Annotated in this window: 4 protein-coding genes; 1 reads left to right on the top strand and 3 read right to left on the bottom strand. The window is 67.0% G+C overall.

The annotated features are described in order from the left end of the window. From SD72_RS08110 to SD72_RS08100, 3 genes are all read right to left on the bottom strand, one after another. The coding region (locus tag SD72_RS08110) for a proline racemase family protein (RefSeq protein ID WP_042543932.1) at window positions 1-912 on the bottom strand (912 nt) is incomplete at its 3' end. A 76-nt stretch (window positions 913-988) separates the two neighbouring features. Further along, window positions 989-2,497, bottom strand: coding sequence for a sodium/proline symporter PutP (gene putP / locus SD72_RS08105; RefSeq protein ID WP_042543931.1), 1,509 nt, complete (start codon window positions 2,495-2,497; stop codon window positions 989-991). Window positions 2,498-2,593: 96 nt separating this feature from the next. Beyond that, window positions 2,594-6,151: a bifunctional proline dehydrogenase/L-glutamate gamma-semialdehyde dehydrogenase gene (locus SD72_RS08100; RefSeq protein ID WP_052492554.1), complete on the bottom strand. Its 3,558-nt coding sequence runs from the start codon at window positions 6,149-6,151 to the stop codon at window positions 2,594-2,596. A 151-nt stretch (window positions 6,152-6,302) separates the two neighbouring features. Here SD72_RS08100 and SD72_RS08095 point away from each other — a divergent pair, with 151 nt between their 5' ends. Further along, on the top strand, window positions 6,303-7,238 hold the full coding sequence (locus SD72_RS08095; protein WP_042543930.1) for a LysR family transcriptional regulator: 936 nt from the start codon (window positions 6,303-6,305) through the stop codon (window positions 7,236-7,238). Window positions 7,239-7,245 lie beyond the last annotated feature (7 nt).

Raw genomic sequence — 7,245 nt, 5'->3', positions numbered from 1 at the left:
GCGCGCGCCCGGCTCCCAGCGCGCGGCGAACTCGGTGTCGACGATCGATCGGTGCTCGAGCGTCTCGGTGGAGCCGAGGTCGCCGCTATCGGCGAGCAGCGCGACGCGGGCGCCGGTGCCCGAGCCGCAGGGGGAGCGATCCACCTCGCCGTCGGCGAACACGGTGATGTTGCGCTGCGCCGGGCCGCCGTCGTGCCTGCCGAGATCGTCCCAGAGAATCGTGCCGTACACGCCCGAGAGCCGCGGGTCGTCGGCGAACTGCGCCTCGGGCGACTCGTTGAGCGCCCACTTGATCTCGCGGCCGAGCGCAATGAGGTCGGTGTACTGCTCCGGCTCGACGGCCAGGCCGAGGTGTGCCGCGCGCACCGAGGCGTAGATCGCCCCCGAGTAGCTGAGGTCGACAACGACGTCGCCGCGGGACGTCTGCACGGTGACGCCGCGGGCGATGGCGTGCGAGGAAACGTTGCGGAACGTCGCGCCGACGAGCTTGCCACCCGAACGCTCGACGAGCGCGGCGACGCGGCCCGACGGCACGTCGATCGTCACCTCGGTGACGCCGTTCGGGTTGCTCTCGACGAGCCCTGTGTCGGTCGCCCACACGCCGAGCGCGATGGTGCCGTGCCCGCAGGCGGTCGAAAAGCCGTCTTTGTGCCAGAAGAGCACCCCGAAGGCCGCGCCCTCGTCGTCGGGCGGGGTGATGAACCCGCCGTACATGTCGGCGTGGCCGCGCGGCTCGTTGCAGAGCAGCTGCCGCAGCTCATCGGCGCCCCCCGCGTTCGCGATCGCGGCGACGCGGCGCTCGCCGACGGTGGATCCGGGGAGCTCAGGAACCCCCTCGTGCACGATACGGAACGGCTCACCGGCCGTGTGGTAGTCGGTGGTGTGGATCCATGCTGGCTGTGCGTGCGTCATTGCTACGTGTCTTTCGTGTGCGGGGAGGAAACGCCGGGGCGCCAGCGGGTGGCGCCCCGGCCGGGGTGTTGCGTGGTTACTGCTTTACGGCGTTCTTCGCGCCGGGCAGGATGAGGCTCATCGTCGTGGTGAACTCGCCATCGATATCGTCGTTCTTCTTGTAGGTAAACAGGCTCACCACCATCGCGGCGACGAGCGCCGCGATGAAGCCTGGGAGCAGCTCGTACAGGCCGGTGTCGAATGCCTTCCACACGAACACGACGATTGCGCCGACGATCATGCCGGTGAGTGCACCCCAGTTCGTGAGCTTGCGCCAGTAGAGGCTGAGCAGCACGATCGGGCCGAACGCGGCGCCGAAGCCTGCCCATGCGAAGCTCACGAGCCCGAGGATCGAGTCGTTCGGGCTGATCGCGAGGAGCGCAGCAGCGATGGCGACAGTGAGCACACCAAGGCGACCGAGGATAACAAGCGTCTTCTCCGCAGGCGGCGTCTTGCGCATGATCTTGTAGAGATCCTCGACGAGTGCGGAGGAGCAGACGATCAGCTGGCTCGAGAGCGTGCTCATGATCGCCGCGAGCACGGCGGCGAGCACGAGCCCGGCGACGAGCGGGTGCAGCAGCACCTGCGAGAGGAGCAGCACGATCGTCTCAGGGTCGCTCGGGGCGCCGCCGAACTTGTCGAAGTAGGCGATGCCGACGAGGCCCGCGGCGACCGCGCCTGCGAGCGAGAGGAACTGCCACGACGTCGCGATGCGGCGAGCAGACTTTGCCTCGCCGGGGGTGCGCAGCGCCATGAAGCGCACGATGATGTGCGGCTGGCCGAAGTAGCCGAGGCCCCAGGCGAGGCCCGAGATGATGACCAACACGACCGCGCCGGTGGTGAGCTCGGCTCCGCCGAAGATAGACAGGTTAGCCGCGCCGACGGTCTCGACGATTGATACTGTCTCGCCGAAGCCGCCGATCGTGATGATCGCGACAACGGGAACCACGATGAGCGCGACGACCATCATGAGCCCCTGCACAACGTCGGTGAGGGAGGCGCCGAGGAAGCCACCGAAGAGGGTGTAGCCGAGCGTGACCGCGGTGACGAGGAGCATGCCAACGAAGTATTCGCCGCCGAACGCGCTCTCGAAGAACTTGCCGCCAGCGACCATGCCGGAGGACGCGTAGAGCGTGAAGAAGACAAGGATGATCACGCTTGAGACGCTCCGCAGCAGGTGCGATTTGTCGCGCGTGCGGTTCTCGAAGAAGCTCGGCACCGTGATCGAGTTGCGCGAGACCTCTGAGTAGGCGCGCAAGCGTGGGGCGACGAGGCGCCAGTTGAGGTATGACCCGACGAGCAGACCGACTGCGATCCACCCCTCGATGAGCCCGGTTGCGAAGATCGCGCCGGGAAGTCCCATGATGAGCCAGCCAGACATGTCAGAGGCGCCGGCAGAGAGCGCCGCGACCCACGGTGGCAGCCCGCGACCCGCGAGCATGTAGCCCTCGTGGCTCGTAGTGCGGCGGAACGCTATCCACCCGATAAGGAGCATCACCGCGAAGTAAATGCCAAGCGCGAGGTAGAGGAAGAACTGATCAGACATTGATGTTCACCTTTCAAAGGCGGGCTGTTGTTGCGGGATAAACGTTGTGAGGGGCTAGGAGCTTTCAGGCTCCTAGCCCCTCACAACCTATGTGCCTTAGATCAGGCCTTCGGAGAGTTTGTTCGGCGTGCCGAAACGGTGCGCCGTAATCGATACCGCCTGTTCGTGCAGGTATGGCAGCATCTCAACGCGGCCAGCCGAGACGACGTCGCCGCCGTACACGGCGATGTCGGGCTTGCCACCCGTCGCAGTGGTGATCGCTGCGAGTCCCTCCACGCGGCTGGCACCAGCAACGAGGCGGATGCGCGCGCTCGCGTTCGGGCCGTCCTGTGCGGCGAGGCGACCGAGGCGGGCGGCCCAAGCCGCGTCGTCCTCGAAGTGGATCTCGACGCCTGCGGCCTTGAACGCCTTGCTGATCGGCTCGGGAAGCGCCGCAGGGGTGCTCACGCTCGGCTTGCTCCCTGCCGCGATGCCCGCAGCCACAACGCGAACCGCGTGGTGGATCGGCGCGTCCGCCGCGATCCGCACCGTGACCGGCACGGAACGGTAGCGGAGGAGGTTGCGCTCGACGCCGACGCCCGATGCGTCGCGTGCGACCCCGAACTCGGTGTTCCACGCTGTTGCGTCGGTTCCGAGGGCTGCGCGCAGCCACTCGAGCTCAGCGCCCGAAACACCGGCCTGCTGCGCAGCGGTGAGGATCGGGGCTGCTGCCGGGCGCGGCGCGGTGAGCGCAGCCGAAACCGGTGCGTCTTCCCACTCGCCGAGACCGTACAGGTAGCTCGGGCCGCCAGCCTTCGTGCCAGCGCCGATTGCCGACTTCTTCCAGCCGCCGAACGACTGGCGGCGTACGATCGCGCCGGTGATACCGCGGTTGACGTAGAGGTTGCCAGCCTGGATGCGATCGAGCCAGAGCGCCATCTCATCACGGTCGAGCGAGTGCAGGCCGCTCGTGAGGCCGTAGTCGATCTCGTTGACCATGTCGATCGCCTCGTCGAGGGTCGCGGCGGTCATGATGCCGAGGATCGGGCCGAAGTACTCGGTGAGGTGGTACTCGGAGCCGCGCTTGACGCCCTCGCGCACACCCGGGCTCCACAGCTTGTTGTTGCCCTTCTTATCGGCAGCCAGCGGGCTGTCGCTCTTGAGCGGCTTGGGCTCGATGAGCCACTTCTCGCCGGCGCTGAGCGTGGTGAGGCCGCGGAGCAGCTTGCCGTCGGGGGCCGTGATGATGGTGCCCATCTGGGTCTCGAGGTTCTCGGGGGTGCCGACCTTCAGCGAGCGAGCCGCGTCGAGCAACTGGCCGCGGAAACGCTTCGAGGTCGCGACCGAGCCGACGAGAATCACGAGCGACGCAGCCGAGCACTTCTGGCCGGCGTGGCCGAACGCCGACTGCACGACGTCCCTCGCTGCGAGGTCGAGGTCAGCGTTCGGGGTGACGATGATCGCGTTCTTGCCGCTGGTCTCGGCGAGGATCGGGAGATCCTGGCGGAGCTCGCGGAAGTTCACGGCGGTCTCGTACGCGCCCGTGAGGATCAGGCGGTCGATGCGGGGATCCGCAACAAGCTTCGAGCCGAGGGCGCGATCGGCGAACTGCACGAACTGCAGCACGTCGCGGGGCACGCCGGCCTCCCACAGCGCCTCGATCATGATCGCGCCAGAGCGAGCGGAGTTCGATGCAGGCTTGATGATGACGGCGGAGCCAGCAGCGAGCGCCGCGAGCGTGCCACCAGCGGGGATCGCGACGGGGAAGTTCCACGGCGGGATCACGGCGGTTAGCTTCTGCTGCTTGTAGGTAGCGCCATCGACCTGGCCGATGACCTGGCCGAGCATCGCGTAGTAGTTCGCGAAGTCGATCGCCTCGGAGACCTCGGGGTCACCCTGGTCGAGCGTCTTGCCGCACTCCGAGCCCATGACCTCGAGCAGCTCGCCGCGGCGTGCCTCGAGGCGCTCGCCCGCGCGGTACAGAATGCGCGCGCGCTCGTCTGCGCCGAGTGCCTGCCAGCCGTCTGCCGCTGCGACGCCGCGGGCGACGATCTGCTCAAGCGCCTCAGCACTCTCGACGCGTGCCTCGGCGACGAGATCGTCACCGAGCTTCGACTCCACCATGCGATCTGCGATCTCGCGGCCCCAGATGTGGTTGCCGGGGAGATCCGGGTCGCTGTCGGGGGCGTTGTCGAACTCGCCCTTGCGGCCCTGCTCGACGAGTGCCTCGACGCGTGCGGCTGAGCCCGCCTCGTCGAACGTGCGGCGATCCTGCACGCGGTTCGACGGAGGAACCGCGTAGTTCGCGGGGTCGCCATCGGCGGTGATCGCTGCGAGCTCGCCGAGCGAGGCGAGGAATCGAGTCTTCTCACGTTCGAACAGCTGCTGGTTGTCGTTCAGTTCGAACACTGCCGACATGAAGTTTTCCTGGCTCGCGCCTTCCTCAAGCCTGCGGATGAGGTACGCAATCGCGACGTCGAACTCTTCCGGGTGCACGACGGGCACATACAGCAGCAGTGAGCCGACATCGCGGCGGACTGCCTCTGCCTGGCCGGTTGCCATGCCGAGGAGCATCTCAACCTCGAGCCCAGACTCTGCGCCGCGGCCCGTTGCGAGCAGCCAGGCGAGTGCGAGGTCGAAGAGGTTGTGGCCCGCGACACCGAGGCGCACGTTCTTGACATGTTCAGGGGTGAGCGCGTAATCGAGGACGGCCTTGTAGCTGGTGTCCGAATCCTGCTTGGAGCCCCAGGTGGCTGCTGGCCAGCCGTGCACAGCAGCGTCGACGAGCTCCATCGGGAGGTTCGCGCCCTTCACGAGGCGAACCTTGATTGGGGCGCCGCCGCGCGCGACGCGCTTCGCCGACCACTCCTGCAGGCGCATCATGGCTCCGAGAGCGTCTGGAAGGTACGCCTGAAGCACGATGCCGGCCTCGAGGTCCAAGAACTCGGGGCGGTCGAGGATGCGGGTGAAGACCTCGAGGGTGAGGTCGAGATCCTTGTACTCCTCCATGTCGAGGTTGATGAACTTCTTCGGCGAAGCTGCCGCCGCGCGCTCGAACAGCGGGACGAGCTGAGCCTCAATGTGGTCGATTGCTTCGTCGAAGGCCCAGTGGTTGTGCGGGGCCACGGTCGACGAAACCTTGATCGATACGTAGTCGACATCGGGGCGCGCGAGCAGCTTGTGCGTGCCGGCGAGGCGGCGCTCTGCCTCGCCCTGGCCGAGAATGGCCTCGCCGAGGAGGTTGACGTTCAGGCGCACGCCGTCACGTTGAATCTTGGAGATTGCCGGGCCGAGCTTCGAGTCGCTCGCGTCGATGATGAGGTGGCTCACCATCTGGCGGAGCACCTTGCGAGCGATCGGCACGACAACGCCCGGCATGGGCTTCGCGAACGCGCCGCCGAGACCGATTGCACCCCGCATGACGCCGGGGAGGAATCCGGGGGTAAGCGGGACGAGTTCCTTGAGTTTCTTACCTGCGACACCGAGGTCCTCGGGGCGCACTACGCCGTCGACGAAGCCGACCGTGAAGTCGAGGCCGTTGGGGTCGCGAAGCACGCCTGCGAGGCGTGCCGCCGAGGCGTCAGCGGGGATGCTTGCGGCTTCGGTGATCCACTTGCGTGCGAGCGCGATGGACTCTTCTGCGAGGTCCTGGGGGCGTGGGGTTGCCTGAGACAACGGCGTTCCTTTCGTACATGGGTGCGGGCGCGCGCGGATGCGGCGGCCCTTTGCCCGATGAGCCAAGTGTGGATGCTCGGAAGCTTGAAGTAAAGCGATCCTTTCTGAGCAATAATGTGAAGTAGAGATTAACGAACGAACGGAGGCCTGTGTGCTCGAAATGAAACGCCTGAGACTGCTCTGGGAGCTGTCGTATCGCGGCACCGTCGTGCAGGTCGCGGAGGCGCTGAATTACAGCCCGTCCGCAGTCTCGCAGCAGCTCGCACTGCTCGAAAAAGAGGTCGGAACGCCCCTGCTCAGGCGGGTGGGTCGCACACTCGAACTCACCGCCGCGGCCGACGCGCTCGTCGCAGAAACGGAGGAACTCCTCGCAGGCCTCGAACGCGCTGAGACCGCAGCCCACAGGGTGCGCGGTGAGGTCGCAGGGTCGGTGCGGGTCGCCGTGTTCCAAACAGTGGTGCTCGCGATCATGCCGCAGGCGCTCAGGCGGCTGCGAACGGAGCACCCGAACCTGCGCGTCGAGATGGTGCAGCACGAGCCAGAGACCGCGCTGCACGAGACTCGCGTGCGCGGTTTCGACCTCGTCATCGCCGAGCAATACCCCGGCCACGCTACAGCGCAGTTCGTTGGCCTCGACCGCGAGCCGCTCACGCACGATCCGATCCAGCTGGCGCTCCCGCCGCTCGGAGCTGGCGACGCGGATTTCGACCTCGTCCGCAGTCTGGAAGATGCGGCCGCACTGCCATGGGTCATGGAGCCGCGCGGCGCCGCCTCGCGGCACTGGGCCGAACAGGCCTGCCGCACCGCCGGCTTCGAACCAGACGTGCGCTACGAAACGGCCGACCTCCAGGCGCACGTGCGGCTCATCGAGTCGGGCAACGCCATAGCCCTCCTGCCAGGGCTCGTACGTGCAGAGCAGCGGCTGCGCATGGTCGACCTGCCGGGCGATCCACACCGCACCATCTTCACGGCTGCGCGTATCTCAAACGCGGAATCCCCGGCTGTGCTTGCCGTACGTGAAACGCTCGCGATCGAGGCCGCTTCCCTGGCAAATGCCACAGAAATCGCGCCCACGGTTGAACCATAGGATTCCC

This window comes from Leucobacter komagatae (assembly GCF_000834055.1).
GTDB classification, from domain to species: Bacteria; Actinomycetota; Actinomycetes; order Actinomycetales; family Microbacteriaceae; genus Leucobacter; species Leucobacter komagatae_A.
Note: the sequence above shows the minus strand (reverse complement) of the source record. Positions and strands in the feature narration are given on the sequence as shown.

Bases quoted from the DNA above. Each gene is read 5' to 3' on its own strand.
- putP (WP_042543931.1), bottom strand. From the start codon at position 2,497: ATGTCTGATCAGTTCTTCCTCTACCTCGCGCTTGGCATTTACTTCGCG.